Source organism: Massilia sp. UYP11, from assembly GCF_050434805.1.
Taxonomy (GTDB): Bacteria; Pseudomonadota; Gammaproteobacteria; order Burkholderiales; family Burkholderiaceae_D; genus Telluria.
In genome coordinates, this window is record NZ_JBNDJE010000006.1 from 25,828 (window position 1) to 44,451 (window position 18,624).

The following is an 18,624-nucleotide window of genomic DNA, read 5'->3' on the forward strand; positions in this document are numbered from 1 at the left end:
GATGCCGATGCGTCATGCATGCGGCGGTGTGCGCGCGAACACGAAGTTCGTGACGCGCGCGGCGCCGGCCTGTTTCAGGACGGTCGCGATTTCGTCGAGCGTATGCCCGCTCGACATGACGTCGTCGACCACGCCCACATGGCGTCCGCGCAGGTCGCCCGCGGCGTCCACCCCGAACGCCCCGCGCACGTTCTTCTTGCGCTCTCCCGGCGCCGCATTCGACTGCGCCGGGGTTTCCCGCACCCGCTGCAAGAGCCGCGGCGCGACCGGCAAGCGCAGCGCGCCGGCCAGCGGTCGCGCCACCTCGAGCGCCTGGTTGTAGCCGCGCTCGACCAGGCGGGCGGGGCCCAGCGGCACCGGGCACAGCACGTCGGGCAAGGCTGGCGCTGCAAAAGCGACGGCGTCCTGCAGCACGCGCGCCATCCACGGGGCCAGCGCCAGCTGGGCGCCAAATTTGAGCTGCAGCACCAGGCTGTCGAGCGGCGCCGCGTAATCGCAGGCGGCCACGGTGGCGTCGAAGGCGGGCCTGCCCGCCAGGCAGGCGCCGCAATGCCGGCCAAGGTCGAGCGCGCCGACCGGATTGGCGCAGCACGGGCAGCGCGTCACGGGCAAAACGTAGGCTTGCTCGCAGGCCGGGCACACGGCTTGTCCCGAATGCCCTCCGCACAAGGCGCAGGCCGAAGGCAGCATGGCGCCCAGCAGGCGGCCGGGCAGTGCGCGAAGGTCCAGCATCGGCTCGACTTCCCACAACCGGTTAAACTGCCGACATTATCTCATTTCGACTTGCTTCCCATGGCTTCTCCTCAATCCCCGTCCAGGCTGAGCGCCCCGATCGACCTGTCCCGCGTGCGCGGGCTGTTCGCCCATCCCAAGCGCATCGCCCCATCGGATTTCTTGCGCCGCGAGATCGCCGAACGCATGCACGAGCGCCTGAGCCTGGTGAAGATCGTTCCCCGGCAGGTGCTGGACGCGGGGTGCGGCGCCGGGGCCGACCTGGGCTTGTTGCAGAAAACCTATCCGGCGGCCCAGATCCTGGGCCTCGATGGGGCAGGGGCCATGGTGCGCGCGGCCAAGGCGCCGGCATCGACCGGCGGCGCGCTCAATCAGTTGTTAAACCGCTTGATGCCGGCCAAGGCCGGCGTCGACCTGCTGTGCGGCGACTACGGCAACCTGCCCCTGGGACCGAACTCGCTCGACCTGCTGTGGTCGAACCTGGCGCTGCACTGGCACCCGCTGCCCGACCGCGTGTTCGCCGAATGGCGCCGCGTGCTGCGGGTGGAAGGCCTGCTGATGTTTTCCTGCTTCGGCCCCGACACCTTCACCGAGCTGCGCACTGCCTTCGCCGCGCTCGACGCCTATCCGCACACCTTGCCCTTCGTCGACATGCACGACTTCGGCGACCAGCTGGTCGAGGTCGGTTTCTCGACCCCCGTGATGGACATGGAACGCATCACCGTCACCTACGACACGCCGCAGGCGCTGCTGGCGGACGTGCGGGCGCTGGGCGGCAATCCGCTGGAATCGCGCCGCCGCGGCCTGATCGGCCGTGCGGCCTGGCAGCGGCTGCTCGACGCCTTCGAGGCGCAGCGCCGGCCGGACGGCAAGCTCGGCTTGAGCTTCGAAGTCATCTACGGCCACGCCTTCCGTCCCGCGCCGCGCACCACCGCCTCGGGCGAATCGATCGTGCGCTTCCAGCCCCGCAAGCCCTGATACCTGCCTTGCATGGCTCATACGTGAATAGTCCCGATTTTCCTTGAATAAAAATTAGTGCTTTAGATATAATCAATTGCTATTTTTCCCGTCGGGCTAATAGAATCGCTTAAAAAAGCGGCAGAATCGGACGAAAAGTAGAAAAAAGAATTGCAGCAGTCGCAGAGTCGCCCGGTCCTGGCAGCAACGTATTGCCAGGTGGGCGAGATGGTTTCCCACCATTCCGCAGCGCAATTACGCGGGACGACCCGGCAAGCCCTTTGCGATCAGTAGGAGCGGGCGCGGTTCGTTCACGAAATTGCTGGGCCCGTTTAAAAATATTCTTATTTTTAGGGTGGTTGGGGACATACATGACATATGCAACGCGACTTCAGGCCGTGCTGTACGGCTTTGCCGTACTCGCAGCAGCCGGCGCCACGCCAGCCCTGGCGCAGCAACAGCCGCTCACGGGCCGGCCTCTCGAGCACCAGCTCAATATGCAGGTTCCCGTCACCGCCGTCGGCGCCGACATCTATTCCCTGCACAACTGGATGATGATCGTCTGCCTGGTGATCTTCCTCGGCGTGTTCGGCGTCATGTTCTACTCGGTGTTCAAGCACCGTAAATCTCTGGGCCACAAACCGGCCACCTTCCACGAATCCACCGCCGTCGAGATCGCCTGGACCGTGGTGCCGTTCCTGATCGTCATCGGCATGGCGCTGCCCGCGACCAAGACCGTGGTCGACCTGAAGGACACTTCGAACGCCGACCTCACCATCAAGGCCACCGGCATGCAATGGAAGTGGGGCTACGATTACCTGAAAGGCGAGGGCGAAGGCATCTCGTTCCTGTCGAACCTGGCCACGCCGCGCTCCCAGATCGGCGAGCCGGGCGTCAAGCCCACCGAGGCGCGCACCGAGAACTACCTGCTCGAAGTCGATAACGAGATGGTGGTCCCGGTTAACAAGAAAATTCGCATGGTGTTCACCGCCAACGACGTGATCCACGCCTGGACGATTCCGGCGTTCGCGATCAAGCAGGACGCCATCCCCGGTTTCGTGCGCGACGGCTGGTTCCGCGCCGAGAAGACCGGCGTCTACCGCGGCAACTGCGTCGAGCTGTGCGGCAAGGACCACGCCTTCATGCCGATCGTGGTGCGCGTGGTGACCGACGCCGAATACACCGCCTGGGTCGAGGGCAAGAAGAAGGAAATGGCGGCGCTGGCCGACGATCCGACCAAGACCTGGACCATCGACGAGCTCAAGACCCGCGGCGAGCAGGTCTACGCCGCCAACTGCGTGGCCTGCCACCAGGCCAACGGCAAGGGCGTGCCCGCCGCCTTCGCGGCGCTGGACGGTTCGCCGAACGTGCTGGGCGACAAGAAGCATCAGATCGACATCCTGCTCAATGGCCAGAAGACCGGCAGGTTCCCGACCGAGATGCCGGCCTGGAAACAGTTGTCCGATACCGAGATCGCCGCCGTGATCACCTATACCCGCAATACCTGGTCGAACAAGGCTGCGGAAAATATCGTTCAACCGGCCGAAGTCCTGGCCGCACGCAAATAATGCAGGGGTAACGACATGAGCACCACGACGATCGACCACGGCCACGACCAGGCGCATGCGCACGACCATGCGCACGACGAACACCACGAGCATCCACACGGCTGGCGCCGCTGGCTGTTCGCCACCAACCACAAGGACATCGGCACCCTTTATCTCTGGTTCTCGTTCATCATGCTGCTCTCGGGCGGCGTGCTGGCGCTGATGATCCGCGCCGAGCTGTTCCAGCCGGGCCTGCAATTCGTGCGCCCCGAATTCTTCAACCAGCTCACCACGATGCACGGCCTGGTGATGGTGTTCGGCGCGATCATGCCTGCCTTCGTCGGCTTCGCCAACTGGATGCTGCCGCTGCAGGTGGGCGCCTCGGACATGGCGTTCGCGCGCATGAACAACTTCTCGTTCTGGCTGCTGCCGCCGGCCGCGCTGCTGCTGGCCGGCTCCTTCCTGGTGCCGGGCGGCGCCACCGCCGCCGGCTGGACCCTGTATGCCCCGCTGTCGACCCAGATGGGTGTCGGCATGGACATGGCGATCTTCGCGATGCACATCATGGGCGCCTCGTCGATCATGGGTTCCATTAACATCATCGTCACCATCCTGAACATGCGCGCGCCGGGCATGACCCTGATGAAGATGCCGATGTTCTGCTGGACCTGGCTGATCACCGCCTACCTGCTCATCGCCGTGATGCCGGTGCTGGCCGGGGCCATCACCATGACCCTGACCGACCGCCACTTCGGCACCTCGTTCTTCAACGCCGCCGGCGGCGGCGACCCGGTGATGTACCAGCACATCTTCTGGTTCTTCGGCCACCCCGAGGTCTACATCATGATCCTGCCGGCCTTCGGCATCGTCTCGCAGATCATCCCGGCCTTCGCCAGGAAGCCGCTGTTCGGCTATGCCTCGATGGTGTACGCCACCGCCTCGATCGCGATCCTGTCGTTCGTGGTCTGGGCCCACCACATGTTCACCACCGGCATGCCGGTGACCTCGCAGCTGTTCTTCATGTACGCCACCATGCTGATCGCGGTGCCGACCGGCGTGAAGGTGTTCAACTGGGTCGCCACCATGTGGAAGGGCTCGATGACCTTCGAGACCCCGATGCTGTTCGCGGTCGGCTTCATCTTCGTGTTCACCATGGGCGGCTTCACCGGCCTGATCCTGGCCGTGACCCCGATCGACATCCAGGTGCACGACACCTATTACGTGGTGGCCCACTTCCACTACGTGCTGGTGGCCGGCTCGCTGTTCGCGCTGTTCGCCGGCTTCTACTACTGGGCGCCGAAGTGGACCGGCCATATGTATCCCGAAGGCCGCGGCAAGATCCACTTCTGGCTGTCGCTCATCACCTTCAACGTCACCTTCTTCCCGATGCACTTCCTGGGACTGGCCGGCATGCCGCGCCGCTATGCCGACTACGCGGTGCAGTTCACCGACTTCAACATGATCGTGTCGATCGGCGCCTTCGGCTTCGGTTTTTCCCAGGTGTACTTCCTGTTCGCGGTGGTGCTGCCGACCATCCGCGGCGGCGCCAAGGCGCCGGCGAAACCATGGGAAGGCGCGGAAGGCCTGGAGTGGACCGTGCCGAGCCCGGCGCCGTTCCACACCTTCGAACATCCGCCGCTGGTGAAATGATGAACCCGCGTAAACCGAACAATCTGCGCACCGCCCTGTGGGTGGGCGGCCTGGCGCTGTTCTTTTTCGCCAGCGTGTTCGTCAAGTTCACGCTGCTGAGCTGAGGCCGGCCATGAACAGCAAGCTCCTGCGCCTGAACCGCACTACGCTCGGCAAGCTGGTGGTGGTGGCGATCGCGATGTTCGGCTTCGGCTACGCGCTGGTGCCGGTCTATCGACAGATCTGCGAAGTGCTCGGCATTAACGTGCTGACCCAGAAGGGCGAGTTCGTGGCGGCGCCGACCAACACCCAGGTGGACACGTCGCGCACCATCACGATCGAGCTGGACGGCAATTCGCAGGGCCCGTGGCGCTTCCGCCCGACCACGCGCAGCATCGACGTGCACCCGGGCGAGCTGGCCACCGTCATGTACGAGGTGGTCAACACCCAGGGCAGGGCGGTCAAGGCCCAGGCGATCCCGAGCTATGCGCCGCAATCGGCCACGCCGCACTTCATGAAGGTGGACTGCTTCTGCTTCCAGGAGCAGACCATGGGGCCGAACGAGGCGCGCCAGATGCCGGTGGTGTTCTTCATCGATCCCAAGCTGCCGCGCGAAGTGAAGAACATCACGCTGTCGTACACCTTCTTCGAGATCGGCGGCGCCTTCAAGGCGGCAGCGGCGCCACCGGCGCCGGCGCCGGCGAAGAATGGATAAGCCACACCAGCGCAAGGCGAATTTTCTCGCCACCATGAAGGCCGTGTTCTGGTCCTTCTTCGGCGTACGCAAGCGCAAGGATTACGAGAGCGATGCCGCCAACCTGAATCCGATCCACGTGATCGTCGCCGGGTTGATCGGGGTCGCGATCTTCATCGGACTGATCATGCTCGCGGTAAGGTTCGCAGTATCGACGGCATAGCTATACCAGACAACGTCGTCCCCGCGGAGGCGGGGACCCAGGTTAATCAGCACAGATGCACAATAATAGAATCACGGAGGAGATAAACATGAGTTCGTCACCAGTGAGTTCCGCAGGCGCCGCGCCTTACTATTACGTTCCCGGCCCGTCGCGCTGGCCGCTGCTGGCCGGCATCTCGATGCTGGTGACGATGGCCGGCGCGTCCGGCTGGGTCAACAGCATGTCGTGGGCGCCGCCGGTGTGCCTGGCCGGCATCGTCGCCATGCTGGTGGTGCTGTACTTCTGGTTCGGCGATGCGATCCGCGAATCCGAAGCGGGCCTGTACGGCAAGCGCATCGACCTGTCCTACCGCTGGTCGATGAGCTGGTTCATTTTCTCTGAGGTGATGTTCTTCGGCGCCTTCTTCGGCGCGCTGTTCTACGCGCGCGCAATCTCGATGCCCTGGCTGGCCGACCTCGACCACCAGATCCTGTGGCCCGACTTCTCGGCGCAGTGGGGCAATACCGGTCCTGCCAACATCGTCGACGGCTTCCGTACCATGGGACCGTTCCCGATCCCGACCATCAATACCGCGCTGCTGCTGACCTCCGGCGTGACGCTCACCATTGCCCACCACGCGCTGCGCGCCGGACACCGCAACAAGACCGCGATCTGGCTGGCGGCGACGATCTTGCTGGGCGCCGTGTTCATGGGTTTCCAGGCGTATGAATACATCCATGCCTACCGCGACCTGAACCTGAAGCTGACCTCGGGCATCTATGGCTCGACCTTCTTCATGCTGACCGGTTTCCACGGCTTCCACGTGACGATGGGGGCGATCATGTTGGGGGTGATCCTGTACCGCGTGATGAAAGGGCACTTTACTGCAGACAACCACTTCGGCTTCGAAGGCGCCGCATGGTATTGGCACTTTGTCGACGTGGTGTGGCTGGGCTTGTACGTTGTTATATATTGGTTGTGATGCAAATGAGGGTTGAACGCGTCGGCGGCATAGCCGCCAACCCTACGTAGGGTTGGCGGCTCCGCCGCCGACGCGTTCAATCAACGCAGGCCGGTCGGCGCAATCCATCCTAGCTGGTGCGCCGCCAGCACGCAAAGGAACAACACGATCGACAAGCCGACCCGCATCGCCAGCGCATTGACGGTGCGGTTGCTGCGCCCCTTGTCGCGCATCAGGAAGAACAGGGCCGACCCGAGGCTGGCCAGGATCAGGACGAAGGCGATGGCGACGAAGATTTTCATGGTGGACCCGCGAAAGGTTGAGGCTTCATTGTAATGCGGTTCGGCTTGCGTTTTCGCCCCGTCGCCTTCGCCGCGGCCCTGGTCGTGGCCATCATCGGCATCCTGCTCGGCAACTGGCAACAGGGCCGGGCCGACCATAAAACCGCTCTGCAGGCGCGCCAGCAGGCGCGCGCCGCCGAGCCGCCGCTCGAACTCACTCCCTCTACCAGGATCGGCCCGGACGACGAATTCCGGAGCGTGCTGCTGCGCGGCGAATTCGTCGCCGGCTGGCCGGTGTTCCTCGCCAATCGCCCGATGACGACCCGGTCCGGGGCGCAGTCCGGGTTCTATCTCGCAATGCCGTTTAAAATAGCGGGTTCGGACACGCACGTGCTGGTGCTGCGTGGCTGGCTGCCGCGGCCCCCCGGGGCCGAATACGGCAAGCTGCCCGCGTTCGCCACGCCCGCCGGCCCCCTCGTGCTCAAGGGCAGGATCGTGTCGACTGCCGGCAAGGTGATGGAGCTGGGCGAGGGGCCGCCGCTGGCGCCCGGCGCCCTGGTCCAGAACCTGACGCCCGAGGCGCTGGCCGCGGCCAGCGGCCTGACGCTGCAGCCCTTCGTGGTGCAGCAGACCCAGGCCGCCGGCCGGCGCGATGTGCTCGCCCGCGACTGGCCCGCGCCTTCCGCAGGCATCGACAAACACCGCGGCTACGCCTTCCAGTGGTATGCACTGGCGGCGCTGGCCGTACTTTTTTACGTGATAACGGGATTTCGACGTGGCTCAAGAAAAAATCGCTGACCTCCATGACCCTGCAGCCGCGCGCCGCCGCGGCCGCATGAAACTGCTGGCCGTGCTCCTGGTCTGCGCGCTGCCGATCATCGTGTCCTATATCACGTTCTATATCGTCAAGCCGGATGGCCGCACCAACTACGGCACCATCCTCGATGCGCGCAGCTTGCCGATTCCCGAGATGGCCACCACCATGCTCGACGGCAAGCCGCGCACCTTGGCCGACCTGAAGGGCAAATGGGTGATGCTGCGCGTCGGCGGCGGCGCCTGCGACGATGAATGCCAGCGCCAGCTGTACGCGATGCGCCAGTGGCGCACCATGCAGGGCAAGAACATGGAGCGCATGGAGCGGGTCTGGCTGATCACCGACAACGAGCCGCTCGATACCGTCCTGATGCGCGAATACGACGGCATGGAGCTGCTGCGCGCGCCCGCCGCAACGGTGGCGCAATGGCTGCCGGTCGCACCCGGCCAGAAACAGGGCGACCACATCTACCTGATCGACCCGCTCGGCAACCTCATGATGCGCTTCCCCTACCAGCCGGAGCCGGGCCGCGTCTACAAGGACATCGCCAAGCTGCTCAAGGCCTCGTCCATCGGTTGAGCCTTCCCGGTTGCGCTTCACAGTCACAGTTAAAAGAAATACATGGATCTGTCATCACTGCTTCACCTGCTCCTGATGGGGCTGCTCGTCGCCAGCTTGCCGCTGGCCATTGTCTGGATGTCGGCCGATCCCAATAAATACCGCAAGCTGGTCTGGGTGATGGTGTTTCTGACCTTCGACCTGATCGTGTTCGGCGCTTTCACCCGCCTGACCGACTCGGGCCTCGGATGCCCGGACTGGCCGGGCTGCTACGGCGAAGCCAATCCCTTCCTGGCTCATGAACACATCGCCGCCGCCGAAGCGGCGATGCCGACCGGCCCGGTGACCGTTGCGAAAGCGTGGATCGAGATGATCCACCGCTATCTGGCGATGGGCATCGGCGCGCTGATCCTGGCGCTGCTGTTCACGTCGGTCAAGCAATGGCGCCGCACCCACAACGAGGTCTTCAAGCCGGCCATGCCGCTGGCACTGCTGGTATCGGTGCTGGTGCAGGGCGCGTTCGGCGCCTGGACCGTCACGCTCAAGCTGCAGCCGGTGATCGTCACCATCCACCTGCTGCTGGGCATGATGCTGCTGGCGATGCTGGTGTGGATGGGTTGCCGCGAAGACTACCTGTTGAAACCCCCGCCGCTGGCGCGCAGCCTGGGGCAAGTGCGGGACCTCGTGCGCCGCCTGCGCGGCCTGCGCATCCTGTCCCTGCTGGCCGCCGTGGTCCTCACCGTGCAGATCGCGCTCGGCGGGTGGGTGAGCACCAACTACGCCACCATGGCTTGCGACACCTTCCCGCTGTGCCAGGGCGCGCTGGTGCCGGAACTCGACTTCGAGCACGGTTTCCACCTGTGGCGCGAACTGGGCATGACGAAGGAAGGTCATTACCTGCCGTTCTCGGCCCTGGTGGCGATCCACTGGGTGCACCGGGCGTTCGCGCTGGCGGTGGTGCTGGTGCTGGGCCTGGCGGCCTGGCGCGCCTGGCATTTGCCGGAAGTGGGCACGACCGCGCGCCGGCTGCTGCTGGTGATGGTCGTCCAGCTGTTCACCGGCATCGCCACCGTGTACTTCGACTTCCCGCTGGCCATCGCCGTCATGCATAACGCCGGGGCGGCCCTGCTGGTCATTCTGGTGACCATGTTAAACTACCGGGTGAAGTTCCAACTCGACGCGGCCCGCGCTGCCCCGGCGCCCGAATTTGCCGAAGCGTTGCCACGCCAGCATGCCCCCTAAATGACGACCCAGACCGCCATCCACAAGCCTCCGAGCCGGTTCTCGCAATACTGGACCCTGACCAAGCCGCGCGTGACGCAGCTGGCGGTGTTCTGCGCCGTGATCGGGATGTTCCTTGCCACCGACGGCTTCCCGGGCTGGCAGACGCTGGTCGCCGGCACGGTCGGCATCTGGCTACTGGCTGCTGCCGCCTTCGCGGTGAACTGCCTGGTCGAGGCCAAGGTCGACGCGCGCATGGCGCGCACCGCGCGCCGCGCCACCGCCTCGGGCGAACTGAGCCAGTCGCAGACGATCGCTTTCTCGCTTCTGCTGGGCGGCCTGGGCATGGTGATCCTGTACGCCTTCGTCAATCCGCTGACCATGTGGCTGACCTTCGTCACCTTCGTCGGTTATGCCTTCATCTATACCCTCCTGCTCAAGCCGAACACCTCGCAGAACATCGTCATCGGCGGCCTGTCCGGCGCCATGCCGCCGGCGCTGGGCTGGGCCGCGGTCGCCAACGAAGTGCCGATGGAAGCCTGGCTGCTGGTCCTGATCATCTTCATGTGGACCCCGCCGCATTTCTGGGTGCTGGCCATGTATCGCCGCGACGAGTACGCCCGGTCGGGCCTGCCGATGCTGCCGATCACCCACGGCATGAAGTTCACCGGCCTGCAGGTGTGGCTGTACACGATCGGCCTGGCCGCCACCACCTTGCTGCCGTTCGCGGTCGGCATGAGCGGCCTGATCTACCTGGCGGCCGCCGTGCCGCTCAACGCCATCTTCCTGCGCCACGCGTGGCGGGTGCACCGCAACTACAGCGACCTGGCCGCGCGCAAGACCTTCACCTGGTCGATCGTCTACCTGTCGCTGCTGTTCGCGGCCTTGTTGGTGGACCATTACTTCAAGTTCTGATGACGGGTCAAAAGATGAAGACACTCCTGGGGGTACTCGGATTCACGGCCGTCGCGCTGCTGGCAGCCGGCTGCGACAAGGTGGGCGCGAAGCTGGGAAGCGCGCCGCCGGCCTTCCACAACACCGACGTCACCGGCGTCGACTACGCGAAGGGTTTTGCGCTCACCGACCATACCGGCAAGCCGCGCACCCTGCAGGATTTCAAGGGCAAGGTGGTGGTGGTGTTCTTCGGCTACACCCAGTGCCCCGACGTCTGCCCGACCACGATGGCCGAGATGGCCACGGTGATGAAGGAACTGGGCCCGGCGAGCGACGAGGTGCAAGTGCTGTTCATCACCGTCGACCCCGAGCGCGACACGCAGGAGCTGCTGTCGCACTACGTGCCGGCCTTCGACAAGCGTTTCATCGGCCTGTACGGCGACGCCGCCGCGACCGCCAGGGTGGCCAAGGAATTCAAGGTGTTCTACGCCAAGGCGCCGGGCACCGACCCGGGTAGCTATACGGTGGACCACACGGCCGGCAGCTTTGTGTTCGACAAGCAAGGCCGCCTGCGCCTGTTCGTGCGCCACGGCCAGGGCCCGGCGCTGATCGCCCACGACCTGCGCCAACTGTTATGATGGTGTAAACACCATCGACGCAGGACGGAATGCAAGCGCGACCAGGAAGAAACTACACCCGCATCGCCATCGTCGTCCTGCTGACGCTGGGCTGCCTCTACGTCCTGCGCCCCTTCCTGCCGGCGATCCTGTTCGCCGCCGCGGTCGCCATCTCCACCTGGCCCCTGTACCTGCGCCTGCTGCGCGAGCTGCGCGGCCAGCGCACGGTCGCGGCGCTGACCATGACGCTCACCCTGACCCTGCTGTTCATCATCCCGCTGTCGATGGTGGCCTACAACCTGGGCGACGACGTCGCGCGCGGCTTCGGTCAATTGCGCGTCCTGGTCGAGCACCGCGAACTGGCGCCGCCGGCCTGGGTCCGCGACATTCCGCTGCTCGGGGCAACGATCGACACTTACCTGCACGACCTGATCGCCAGCCGCGAGCAGATGCTGGCGCTGGCCCAGCGCATGATCGAGCCGGCCCGCACCTGGCTGGTCAAGGGCGGCATCATGCTCGGCACCGGTGTCGTGCAGATGAGCCTGGCGGCCTTCGTCAGCTTCTTCCTGTACCGCGACGGCAATGCGCTGCTGGCCGTGATCGCGGTGACGATGCGCAAGGTGATGGGCGAGGGCGCCGAATCGATCCAGCACACGGTCAGCCAGACCGTGCGCGGCGTGATGTACGGGCTGCTGGGCACGGCGCTGGCCCAGGCGCTGGTGGCGGCGGTCGGGTTCGCGATTGCCGGCGTGCCGGCGGTGCCGCTGCTGTCGGTGCTGGTATTCCTGACGTCCCTGATCCCGCTCGGCCCGCCGCTGGTGTGGGGCGGGGCGACCGTGTGGCTGCTCGCCCAGGGCGAAACGGGCTGGGCGATCTTCATGGCGATCTGGGGCACGGTGTTGATCAGCGGCGTCGACAACGTCGTGCGGCCGATGCTGATCAGCCGCGGCAGCAGCCTGCCGTTCCTGCTCACCCTGCTCGGGGTGCTGGGCGGCGTGATCGCCTTCGGCTTCGTCGGCATGTTCATCGGGCCGGTGCTGCTGGCGGTCGGCTACTCCCTGATGAGCGAATGGACCGGGACCGAGGATCCGATCGTCAAGCACGACGAGGACATCGCACCGCGCTAGCAGCTGCCCAGCTTCCAGACCAGCTTGTCCCTGCCTTGTTCCAGCAGCTGCACCTCGACGCCGTTCTTTGCCGACCGCGTGATCGTCACCGCGCGCCCGAAGTAGACGTAGTCGGTCTTGAGCGCGTCCTTGCTCGCGGTCTGCTTGATCTCGGCGCGGTCGATCTGCAGCCGCAGGTTCTGCAGGATCTGTGCATCGGGCCAGCGCGCCGACAGGCGGACGTGGCGGGTGCGGTCGTCGCCGTTGGCTTCGGGATAGCGCCGCTCGCAGGCGGCGGCGTCCGCGTGCATCAGCCAAGCCAGGCACAACAGGCCTGCAGCCAGCCTGGAAAGGATTGAAAACTGGATGGTCATGGATCGTGCTCGAAGTTCACAAGCGCTCATCGTAGCAGCAGGCGCAGCTGCTCGAAATCGATCGGCTTGGTCAAATGATGATCGAAGCCGGCGTCCAGCGCCAGCGTGCGGTCCTTGTCCTGGCCCCAGCCGGTGGCGGCGATGAGCGTCGTGTCCAACCCGCAGGGCAGGGCGCGCAGGCGGCGGGCGAGTTCGTAGCCGTTGTAATCGGGCAGCCCGATGTCGAGCAGGGCGACGTCGGGTGCGAATTCGGCGGCGACCTCCAGCGCGGCGGTAGCGGTATGCGCCATGCGCGTCTCGCAGCCGAACAGTTCCAGCGCCAGCGCCATGGTCTCGGCGGTGTCCAGGCTGTCGTCCACCACCAGCACCCGCTTGCATGAGACCAGCGCGGCCGGCGCCGCCGATGGTTCCGGCGCGGCGCAGCCGGCGACCAGCGGCAGGCGCAGGGTGAATTCGCTGCCCAGGCCGGGGCCGGGGCTCTCGACCAGGATCTCGCCGCCATGCAGGTCGACGATGCCGCGCGCCAGCGCCAGCCCGATGCCGAGCCCGCCTCGAGCCCGGTCGAGGGCCGGCTCGAGCTGGGCGAACATGTTAAACACCGCGCCCAGCGCGTCCGGCGGAATGCCGATGCCGTTGTCGCGCACGCGCAGTTCGGCGTGGCCGTCCGCGCAGGCGAGTTCGACTTCGACGAGGCCGCCATCCGGCGTGTACTTGGCGGCATTGGCCAGCAGGTTGATGACGACTTGCGCCAGGCGCGTGGCGTCGCCGTCGACCACCGCCGGCGTATCCTGGACCGACAGCCGCAGCGTATGGCGCGCCGCCGCCATCGCCGGCGCCATGTCCTGCGCCGCGCTGCGCACCAGCGGCGCCAGGTCGACCGGCGTGCGCCGCAGCCGCATCCGGTTCTGGGTGATGCGCGAAACGTCCATCAGGTCGTCCACCAGCCGCGTCAGGTGGCGCAGCTGGCGGTCGAAGGCCTGCAGCAGGCGCTCGTCGGCATCGCTCCCGTACTTGAGCCTGAAGACGTCGACCGCGCTGCGCATCGGCGCCAGCGGGTTACGCAGCTCGTGCGACAGGGTGGCCAGGAATTCGTCCTTGCGGCGGTCGGCGGCCGTCAGTTGCAGGTTCAGCGCCTGCAGCTGCAGGTCGGTCGCGCGCTGCGCCTCCAGCGCTTCCTCGGCCACCTTGCGCGCGTCCAGCAGGGCGTGCTCGTAGGCGTGGCGCCCGCTCGACCTGAACACGGCCCAGTGGTCGAGCCAGGCGCCGTCGGCGCCGGGACGGCGCACGATATTGAGCAGCACCGGCAGGTGGCGGCCGTCCAGGGTGAGCAGGTCGACCTGGACCTCGTTCACCGCGCCTTCGCGCTGCAGCAGCGGCACGCAGCGCGTATGGAGGAACAGGCGGGCGCCGACCGACAGCAGGTCGCAGAAACGCAGCTTGCCGGTCAGGGCATCGGATTGCGCGCCGAGCCAGGCGTGGAGGGTGGCGTTGGCGCGCACGATCATGCCGCTGGCGTCGGTCACCAGCAGAGCGCACGCGGCCTGTTCGTAAAAGGCCTCGACGGCGGGCAGGGCGGCGTTCATCGAAGGCTAGCGCAGCGTCTGCGCGAGGAATACGTCGATCGCGCGCGAGCTGGCGGTCGGCGCGCTCATGTGCGGGCAGTGGCCGACGTTGTCGATCACGGCCAGGCTGCTGTTGGGCAGGCGCCGGTGCAGCCACGCGCCGACCGTGCGCGGCGCGATCAGGTCGTCGCTGCACTGCAAGACCAGGGCCGGCACACTCGACTTCGGCACATCCTGACGGTGGTCGGACAGGAAGGCGACGCAGGCGAAATGGCGCGCGATCTCGGGATCGTTGCGGCAGAAGCTGCTGGTCAGTTCCGCGCGCAAGTCGGGACGGTTGGGGGCGCCCATGATCGCCGGGGCCAGGCTCTGCGACCAGCCCAGGTAGTTCGCATCCATGGTGTCGAGCAGCTCGCCGATGTCTTCGCGGCTGAAGCCGCCGACATAGTCGCCATCGTTGATGTAGCAGGGGGAGGGGCCGATCATGGCCTGGGCGGCGAAGCGCTCGGGCGCCGCGATGGCGGCCAGCATGCCGATCATGGCGCCGACCGAGTGGCCGACCAGCACGGTCGGCCCGGTGGCGAACTCATCCACGATCTCGAGCAGGTCGTCGGCGTGGCCGTGCAGCGACGCGTACCGGGCGCGGTCGTAGGCCGCCAGGTCGGAGCTCCCGCAGCCGGTCAGGTCATAGGTGATGACGCGGAACCGGTCCTGGTAGGCGGGCGCGAGAAAGCGCCACATGGTCTGGTCGCAGCCGAAACCGTGGACAAACACCATCGTGGCCGCTCCCTGGCCGGTCACATGGACGTTGTTGCGAGTCTTGACGGACATGCAATGCCTTCCACTATTTTCACGCACACATGCAACGACAATAACATTTTTCGTCGGTAATGTCAGCTAGGGCGGCATGCGATCAGGGTTGTGAAAACGCGTCAGTCGCGCTCGTCGTTCTCATTTGCGCGGGTCAATTGCGGTATGACCTTAACCAGCAAGATGCGCGGCCCATTCATCTTCTTGACCACCACGTCGAACTGCGGGAACGCGATGCGCTGGCCCTGCTTCGGGATGTCGCCCAGCTTTTCCATCAGCAGGCCGCCGACCGATTCCACGTCTTCCAGCCCCATCTGCTCATTGTCGATGTCGATCGCGAGCAGGCGTTCGAGCGAGAAGATCGGCAGGCTGGCCTTGCCGATATAGGTGCCGTCCGGCTGCTTGAGCCAGTCGTTTTCGTTCATCCGGAACTCGTCGCGGATCTCGCCCACCATCGCCCCCAGCAGGTTGTCCAGGGTGACGAAGCCGACCGGACGCTTGCCTTTTTCGCCGATCATGGCGAAGTGCGGCGCGCCGCCGCGGAAGCGCCGGAAGATGTCCTGGGCCGGGGTGCGCGCCGAGATCGATTCGACCGGGCGCAGGAACTGCGTCAGGTCGGTGACCGGACGGCCCGCCTGCAGCGCGAAATACAGGTCTTTCAGGTGAATGATGCCCAGCACCTCCTCGCCTTGCGCGTCGAAATACGGGTAGCGCGAAAAGCGGTTGCGCCGCACGGTTTCCAGGTTCTCTTCCAGCGAGCGGCTGGCGTACAGGGCACTGACTTCGTTGATCGGCCGCATCAGCTCGGATACCTGCAGCGTGCTGAAGTCGAGCGACTGGGCCAGGATGTTGCGGTCGTCCTGGGTGATCTTCTCGCCCGGCGTGGTGGTGTTGGTATTGGTGCGCAGGATGAGCTTGAGCTCGTCGAGCGAGTAATGGGTGTCGTGGCCGCCGGCGCCGGCCAGGCCGGCCATGCGCAGCACGCCGTTGGCGCTGGCATTGAGCAGGGCGATCGCCGGGTACATTGCCCAATAAAAGCCATACAGCGGCATCGCGCACCACAGGGCCACCGATTCCGGCAGCCGGATCGCCAGCGACTTGGGCGCCAGCTCGCCGATCACGATGTGCAGGAAGGAGATCACCGAGAAGGCGACGACGAAGGACACGCCGCGGATCAGTTCCTCGGAGGTGACGCCGACGAAGGCGAACACCGGCTCGAGCAGGCTGGCGAAGGCCGGCTCGCCGACCCAGCCCAGGCCCAGCGAGGCCAGGGTGATGCCGAGCTGGCAGGCCGACAGGTAGGCGTCGAGCTGGCCGTGGACCTTGGACAGGATGCGTCCGCGCAGGCCGGTGGTCTTGGCGATCGCGCGCACCCGGGTCTTGCGCAGCGTGACGATACTGAACTCGGCCGCCACGAAAAAGCCGTTCAGCGCCACCAAAAAGAACGCCAGAACGACGAATAAAATGTTTTCCATGCTGGTTGTATTAACAAAAGGCAAAGCCAGGGGTCATTGTACAACCTGCCCCGTCCTTGGAGCCTGTCCCATCTACCGGGATAGGCGCTTACTCCGCGCCCAGCGCTTCCCTGTGCACGGCGGCCAGGATGGCCTCGACCGCCGGATGCTTGATCTTGCGTTCGTTCGAGATCGCATAGAAGTGCTCGCGCACCTCGGGCACCCGGCCCACCAGTTCGGCCCCGAGCTGGACCTTGATGTCGGCCACCGGCGCGGCCGGGGTGAAGAACAGGCCAAGCCCGCGCCGGCCGAAGGTGTTGAGCAGGGCGTTGTCCTCGAACTCGCCGACCACGTCGGGCCGGATCGCATGGCGCTCGAACCAGTCGTCGATCTTGCCGCGCAGGGCATTGTTGCGGGTCGGGAGCAGGATCGGGGCGCCGTGCAGCGAGGCCGGGAACCCCGCGCGGTAGTCGTTGGCCAGGGCCGGGGCGCCGACCACGAACATCTCGTTCTCGGACAGCAGGTGGCTGAACACGCGCAGGGTGGTCCCGGTCGGCACCGCGCGGTCGGTCAGCACCACGTCCAGCTTGTGCAGGGCCAGGTCGCCCAGCAGGGCTTCGTACTCGTCTTCGTGGCAAACCAGCCGCACCGGCGTGGCGAGCTGGGTCGTCACCTCGAGCAGGCGGTAGGCGGTGAACTTGGGCAGCGAATCCGAGATGCCCACCGCAAGCCGGATGCGCGCGCTGTCCGACGCGTCCAGCGCCTCCTGCATCTGCTCTCCCAGTAGAAAGATCTGGTCGGCATAGGACAGCGCCAGGCGGCCGGCTTCGGTCAGATTCAGGCGCCGGCCCTGCTGATTGAACAGTGCTTTGCCAAACGCCTGCTCAAGCAGGGTAAGCTGCGTGCTGACAGTCTGGATCGCCAGGCCAAGGCGTTCGGCGGCGCGCGTGATGCTGCCTTCCTTGGCGACCACCCAGAAGTAATAAAGGTGGCGGAAATTGGGTAGCGCGTGGTTCATGGCTTCTGTTTTTTGGAAGTAATGTTTCGATTATCTTCGCTTTTTCAATAAAAGCTCAGCCTATACAATATAGCTCGCCGACCCTGTTGGCGCATAACTTATAAAGAGGGAAAAACTTATGAAGTACTTTACCTGGTCATTTATCGTGACCGCAGTCTGCCTCGCGCTATCCGCCTGGTGGGGCTTCGAGCATGGCGGCATGACCGCTGCGCTCACTGCGCTGGGCGTGGCAACCATCCTGGCGGTGATGGAAGTCTCGCTATCCTTCGACAACGCCGTGGTCAACGCCTCGGTGCTCAAGGGCTGGGACGAGTTCTGGATCAAGCTGTTCCTGGGCGTCGGCATCATCATCGCCGTGTTCGGCATGCGCCTGGTGTTCCCGCTGGTGATCGTGGCCGTGGCCGCGGACCTGGGCGCCATGGAAGTGTGGAACCTGGCGCTGACGGATCCGAAAGCGTTCTCGACCCACCTGACCAACCACCACGCCGAAGTGGCGGCCTTCGGCGGCATGTTCCTGCTGCTGGTGTTCCTGAACTTCATGCTTGACCATGAGAAGGAAACCCACTGGCTGGGCAACTTCGAGAAAAAAATCGGCGCGCTGGGCAAGGTGTCCTCGATCGCCGTGATGGTCGCGATCGCCACGCTGATGTTCAGCATGACCTATGTTGAAGAAGCGCAGAAGATGGTCGTTCTGATCGCAGGTATGTGGGGCATCCTGGTCTATGTCGGTGTCGACATGCTCAGCAGCATGCTGGAAAAGAGCGAGTCCGGCGGCGGCGCCGTCGGCGACGCGGTCAAGAAGGGCGGTATCGGCGGCTTCCTGTACCTCGAAGTGCTGGATGCCTCGTTCTCGTTCGACGGCGTGATCGGCGCCTTCGCGATCACCAGCGACGTCGTGATTATCATGCTGGGCCTGGCGATCGGCGCGATGTTCGTGCGTTCGATGACCGTGTTCCTGGTGCGCAAAGGCACGCTGGACGAATACGTCTACCTGGAGCATGGTGCGCATTACGCGATCGGCATCCTGGCCGTGATCATGCTGGCGAGCATGAAGTGGCACGTGCCCGAGCTGATCACCGGTGGCGTCGGCGTGGCCTTCATCCTGGCTTCGCTGTGGAGCTCGCTGCGCTACAAGAAAAAGCACGCCGCGCTGGAAGGCGGCGTGTAAGTAAGGGAGTAGGGTTGGCGGCTCG

At 65.3% G+C, this 18,624-nt stretch carries 20 protein-coding genes; 13 read left to right on the forward strand and 7 right to left on the reverse strand.

Going from position 1 to position 18,624, the window contains the following annotated elements; genetic code table 11:
* Positions 1 to 12: 12 nt before the first annotated feature.
* Complete coding sequence (locus ABIB38_RS11605; RefSeq protein WP_429203980.1) at positions 13 to 732, reverse strand: ComF family protein; 720 nt, start codon at positions 730 to 732, stop codon at positions 13 to 15.
* Positions 733 to 792: 60 nt separating this feature from the next.
* Between ABIB38_RS11605 and ABIB38_RS11610 the strand changes: the two genes are divergently transcribed.
* From ABIB38_RS11610 to ABIB38_RS11635, 6 genes are all read left to right on the forward strand, one after another.
* Positions 793 to 1,710, forward strand: coding sequence for a methyltransferase domain-containing protein (locus ABIB38_RS11610; RefSeq protein WP_429203981.1), 918 nt, complete (start codon positions 793 to 795; stop codon positions 1,708 to 1,710).
* Between the two features lie 350 nt (positions 1,711 to 2,060).
* A complete protein-coding gene (gene coxB / locus ABIB38_RS11615) occupies positions 2,061 to 3,257 on the forward strand; it encodes a cytochrome c oxidase subunit II (RefSeq protein WP_429203983.1) in 1,197 nt (398 codons plus the stop codon).
* A gap of 15 nt (positions 3,258 to 3,272) precedes the next feature.
* Complete coding sequence (gene ctaD / locus ABIB38_RS11620) at positions 3,273 to 4,886, forward strand: cytochrome c oxidase subunit I (protein WP_429203985.1); 1,614 nt, start codon at positions 3,273 to 3,275, stop codon at positions 4,884 to 4,886.
* 112 nt (positions 4,887 to 4,998) lie between these two features.
* Complete coding sequence (locus tag ABIB38_RS11625; protein WP_429203987.1) at positions 4,999 to 5,580, forward strand: cytochrome c oxidase assembly protein; 582 nt, start codon at positions 4,999 to 5,001, stop codon at positions 5,578 to 5,580.
* Positions 5,573 to 5,782, forward strand: coding sequence for a DUF2970 domain-containing protein (locus ABIB38_RS11630; RefSeq protein WP_429203988.1), 210 nt, complete (start codon positions 5,573 to 5,575; stop codon positions 5,780 to 5,782). Before ABIB38_RS11625 ends, ABIB38_RS11630 begins: the two co-directional genes overlap by 8 nt.
* Before the next feature lie 88 nt (positions 5,783 to 5,870).
* Entirely contained in the window at positions 5,871 to 6,743 is an 873-nt protein-coding gene (locus ABIB38_RS11635; protein ID WP_429203989.1) for a cytochrome c oxidase subunit 3, read from the forward strand.
* A gap of 80 nt (positions 6,744 to 6,823) precedes the next feature.
* Here the strand turns inward: ABIB38_RS11635 and ABIB38_RS11640 are convergent, their stop codons facing one another.
* Entirely contained in the window at positions 6,824 to 7,024 is a 201-nt protein-coding gene (locus tag ABIB38_RS11640) for a twin transmembrane helix small protein (protein WP_429203990.1), read from the reverse strand.
* 33 nt (positions 7,025 to 7,057) lie between these two features.
* Between ABIB38_RS11640 and ABIB38_RS11645 the strand changes: the two genes are divergently transcribed.
* The 6 genes from ABIB38_RS11645 to ABIB38_RS11670 are packed head-to-tail and all read left to right on the forward strand — an operon-like array spanning position 7,058 to position 12,234.
* Positions 7,058 to 7,801, forward strand: a complete 744-nt coding sequence (locus ABIB38_RS11645) for an SURF1 family protein (protein ID WP_429203992.1) — start codon at positions 7,058 to 7,060, stop codon at positions 7,799 to 7,801.
* Between the two features lie 37 nt (positions 7,802 to 7,838).
* Positions 7,839 to 8,396: an SCO family protein gene (locus ABIB38_RS11650; RefSeq protein ID WP_429203994.1), complete on the forward strand. Its 558-nt coding sequence runs from the start codon at positions 7,839 to 7,841 to the stop codon at positions 8,394 to 8,396.
* A gap of 42 nt (positions 8,397 to 8,438) precedes the next feature.
* Positions 8,439 to 9,617 (forward strand): COX15/CtaA family protein, encoded by a 1,179-nt coding sequence (locus ABIB38_RS11655; protein WP_429203995.1) that lies wholly within the window; start codon positions 8,439 to 8,441, stop codon positions 9,615 to 9,617.
* Positions 9,618 to 10,511, forward strand: coding sequence for a heme o synthase (gene cyoE / locus ABIB38_RS11660; RefSeq protein ID WP_429203997.1), 894 nt, complete (start codon positions 9,618 to 9,620; stop codon positions 10,509 to 10,511).
* Positions 10,512 to 10,525: 14 nt separating this feature from the next.
* Positions 10,526 to 11,128: an SCO family protein gene (locus ABIB38_RS11665; protein WP_429203999.1), complete on the forward strand. Its 603-nt coding sequence runs from the start codon at positions 10,526 to 10,528 to the stop codon at positions 11,126 to 11,128.
* Between the two features lie 29 nt (positions 11,129 to 11,157).
* A complete protein-coding gene (locus tag ABIB38_RS11670) occupies positions 11,158 to 12,234 on the forward strand; it encodes an AI-2E family transporter (protein WP_429204001.1) in 1,077 nt (358 codons plus the stop codon).
* Here the strand turns inward: ABIB38_RS11670 and ABIB38_RS11675 are convergent.
* From ABIB38_RS11675 to ABIB38_RS11695, 5 genes are all read right to left on the reverse strand, one after another.
* Positions 12,231 to 12,587: a hypothetical protein gene (locus tag ABIB38_RS11675; protein ID WP_429204002.1), complete on the reverse strand. Its 357-nt coding sequence runs from the start codon at positions 12,585 to 12,587 to the stop codon at positions 12,231 to 12,233. The genes ABIB38_RS11670 and ABIB38_RS11675 overlap by 4 nt on opposite strands.
* A gap of 26 nt (positions 12,588 to 12,613) precedes the next feature.
* Positions 12,614 to 14,170 carry an ATP-binding protein gene (locus ABIB38_RS11680; RefSeq protein ID WP_429204004.1) on the reverse strand — a complete coding sequence of 519 codons (1,557 nt, stop codon included), beginning with the start codon at positions 14,168 to 14,170 and terminating at the stop codon, positions 12,614 to 12,616.
* Between the two features lie 6 nt (positions 14,171 to 14,176).
* The gene (locus ABIB38_RS11685; RefSeq protein WP_429204006.1) at positions 14,177 to 14,980 is read right to left on the reverse strand and encodes an alpha/beta fold hydrolase; all 804 of its coding nucleotides are present in this window, start codon (positions 14,978 to 14,980) and stop codon (positions 14,177 to 14,179) included.
* 101 nt (positions 14,981 to 15,081) lie between these two features.
* Complete coding sequence (locus ABIB38_RS11690) at positions 15,082 to 16,434, reverse strand: hemolysin family protein (RefSeq protein ID WP_429204008.1); 1,353 nt, start codon at positions 16,432 to 16,434, stop codon at positions 15,082 to 15,084.
* Between the two features lie 88 nt (positions 16,435 to 16,522).
* A complete protein-coding gene (locus ABIB38_RS11695; RefSeq protein WP_429204009.1) occupies positions 16,523 to 17,431 on the reverse strand; it encodes a LysR family transcriptional regulator in 909 nt (302 codons plus the stop codon).
* Between the two features lie 118 nt (positions 17,432 to 17,549).
* Here ABIB38_RS11695 and ABIB38_RS11700 point away from each other — a divergent pair, with 118 nt between their 5' ends.
* Entirely contained in the window at positions 17,550 to 18,599 is a 1,050-nt protein-coding gene (locus tag ABIB38_RS11700; RefSeq protein ID WP_429204010.1) for a DUF475 domain-containing protein, read from the forward strand.
* Positions 18,600 to 18,624 lie beyond the last annotated feature (25 nt).

Excerpts from the sequence above, each read along its gene's own strand:
- ABIB38_RS11645 (WP_429203992.1), top strand. The coding sequence starts at position 7,058 with ATGCGGTTCGGCTTGCGTTTTCGCCCCGTCGCCTTCGCCGCGGCCCTG.
- cyoE (WP_429203997.1), top strand. The coding sequence starts at position 9,618 with ATGACGACCCAGACCGCCATCCACAAGCCTCCGAGCCGGTTCTCGCAA.
- ABIB38_RS11625 (WP_429203987.1), top strand. The coding sequence starts at position 4,999 with ATGAACAGCAAGCTCCTGCGCCTGAACCGCACTACGCTCGGCAAGCTG.
- ABIB38_RS11650 (WP_429203994.1), top strand. The coding sequence starts at position 7,839 with ATGAAACTGCTGGCCGTGCTCCTGGTCTGCGCGCTGCCGATCATCGTG.
- ABIB38_RS11610 (WP_429203981.1), top strand. The coding sequence starts at position 793 with ATGGCTTCTCCTCAATCCCCGTCCAGGCTGAGCGCCCCGATCGACCTG.
- ABIB38_RS11675 (WP_429204002.1), bottom strand. The coding sequence starts at position 12,587 with ATGACCATCCAGTTTTCAATCCTTTCCAGGCTGGCTGCAGGCCTGTTG.
- ABIB38_RS11640 (WP_429203990.1), bottom strand. The coding sequence starts at position 7,024 with ATGAAAATCTTCGTCGCCATCGCCTTCGTCCTGATCCTGGCCAGCCTC.
- ABIB38_RS11685 (WP_429204006.1), bottom strand. The coding sequence starts at position 14,980 with ATGTCCGTCAAGACTCGCAACAACGTCCATGTGACCGGCCAGGGAGCG.
- ABIB38_RS11670 (WP_429204001.1), top strand. The coding sequence starts at position 11,158 with ATGCAAGCGCGACCAGGAAGAAACTACACCCGCATCGCCATCGTCGTC.
- ABIB38_RS11665 (WP_429203999.1), top strand. The coding sequence starts at position 10,526 with ATGAAGACACTCCTGGGGGTACTCGGATTCACGGCCGTCGCGCTGCTG.
- ABIB38_RS11695 (WP_429204009.1), bottom strand. The coding sequence starts at position 17,431 with ATGAACCACGCGCTACCCAATTTCCGCCACCTTTATTACTTCTGGGTG.
- coxB (WP_429203983.1), top strand. The coding sequence starts at position 2,061 with ATGACATATGCAACGCGACTTCAGGCCGTGCTGTACGGCTTTGCCGTA.
- ABIB38_RS11690 (WP_429204008.1), bottom strand. The coding sequence starts at position 16,434 with ATGGAAAACATTTTATTCGTCGTTCTGGCGTTCTTTTTGGTGGCGCTG.
- ABIB38_RS11635 (WP_429203989.1), top strand. The coding sequence starts at position 5,871 with ATGAGTTCGTCACCAGTGAGTTCCGCAGGCGCCGCGCCTTACTATTAC.
- ctaD (WP_429203985.1), top strand. The coding sequence starts at position 3,273 with ATGAGCACCACGACGATCGACCACGGCCACGACCAGGCGCATGCGCAC.
- ABIB38_RS11680 (WP_429204004.1), bottom strand. The coding sequence starts at position 14,170 with ATGAACGCCGCCCTGCCCGCCGTCGAGGCCTTTTACGAACAGGCCGCG.
- ABIB38_RS11630 (WP_429203988.1), top strand. The coding sequence starts at position 5,573 with ATGGATAAGCCACACCAGCGCAAGGCGAATTTTCTCGCCACCATGAAG.
- ABIB38_RS11700 (WP_429204010.1), top strand. The coding sequence starts at position 17,550 with ATGAAGTACTTTACCTGGTCATTTATCGTGACCGCAGTCTGCCTCGCG.
- ABIB38_RS11655 (WP_429203995.1), top strand. The coding sequence starts at position 8,439 with ATGGATCTGTCATCACTGCTTCACCTGCTCCTGATGGGGCTGCTCGTC.
- ABIB38_RS11605 (WP_429203980.1), bottom strand. The coding sequence starts at position 732 with ATGCTGGACCTTCGCGCACTGCCCGGCCGCCTGCTGGGCGCCATGCTG.